The following is a 626-nucleotide window of genomic DNA, read 5'->3' as shown; positions in this document are numbered from 1 at the left end:
CGTTAAACACAACTGTGTTGCCAGTTACTTCAACTGACTTCGCTGCTGCTGGTCCTTATTTTGGTCTGAAGTATATAGGAAACATTTAATTCGTTATCATTTTAAAAATTTAATCAACACTGTTGACTTTATAAGGGTCAGGTAAGATAATTGAGCAAGGTACGCTCTCGGTATAGAGCGAATATGCGTACCGTTGCTCAATTTAAAATTGGTAACGAACGGAAATAATAATAAAAAAGTGGAGATAAGCATGTTAAATTTGAAAAAAACAGCGTTAGCTGTTCTTGCTTTAGGTAGCAGTGCAGTATTCGCTGGTACCATGGGTCCAGTTTGCACCCCAGGTAATGTCACTGTTCCTTGCCCAGCTACTGGATGGAACATCGGCGGACAAGCGTTAATTTTACAAACAATGACCGATAACGATATTTCATTAGATATCGCTTCTACTCCAACAGGTGTTGCTATTAACACTGAACTGGATGCTCAATGGAACTGGGGATTCCAGATTGAAGGTTCTTACCATTTCAACACTGGAAACGACATCACTCTGACTTGGTATCACTTGGATACAGGTTGGAACAATACTGAATTCGCTCCTGCTTTTGATCCAGAGACATTAATTGGTT

At 39.6% G+C, this 626-nt stretch carries 1 protein-coding gene; it reads left to right on the top strand.

The genetic code is table 11. The features are described from left to right. Positions 1-250: 250 nt before the first annotated feature. Positions 251-626: Lpg1974 family pore-forming outer membrane protein (locus tag A8O27_RS18235; RefSeq protein WP_259293103.1), on the top strand; the 376-nt coding region annotated here is incomplete at its 3' end.

Source organism: Legionella bozemanae (assembly GCF_001648595.1).
GTDB classification, from domain to species: domain Bacteria; phylum Pseudomonadota; class Gammaproteobacteria; order Legionellales; family Legionellaceae; genus Legionella; species Legionella bozemanae.
The sequence above is the reverse complement of the archived record's forward strand: the minus strand, read 5'-3'. Positions and strand labels throughout refer to the sequence as shown.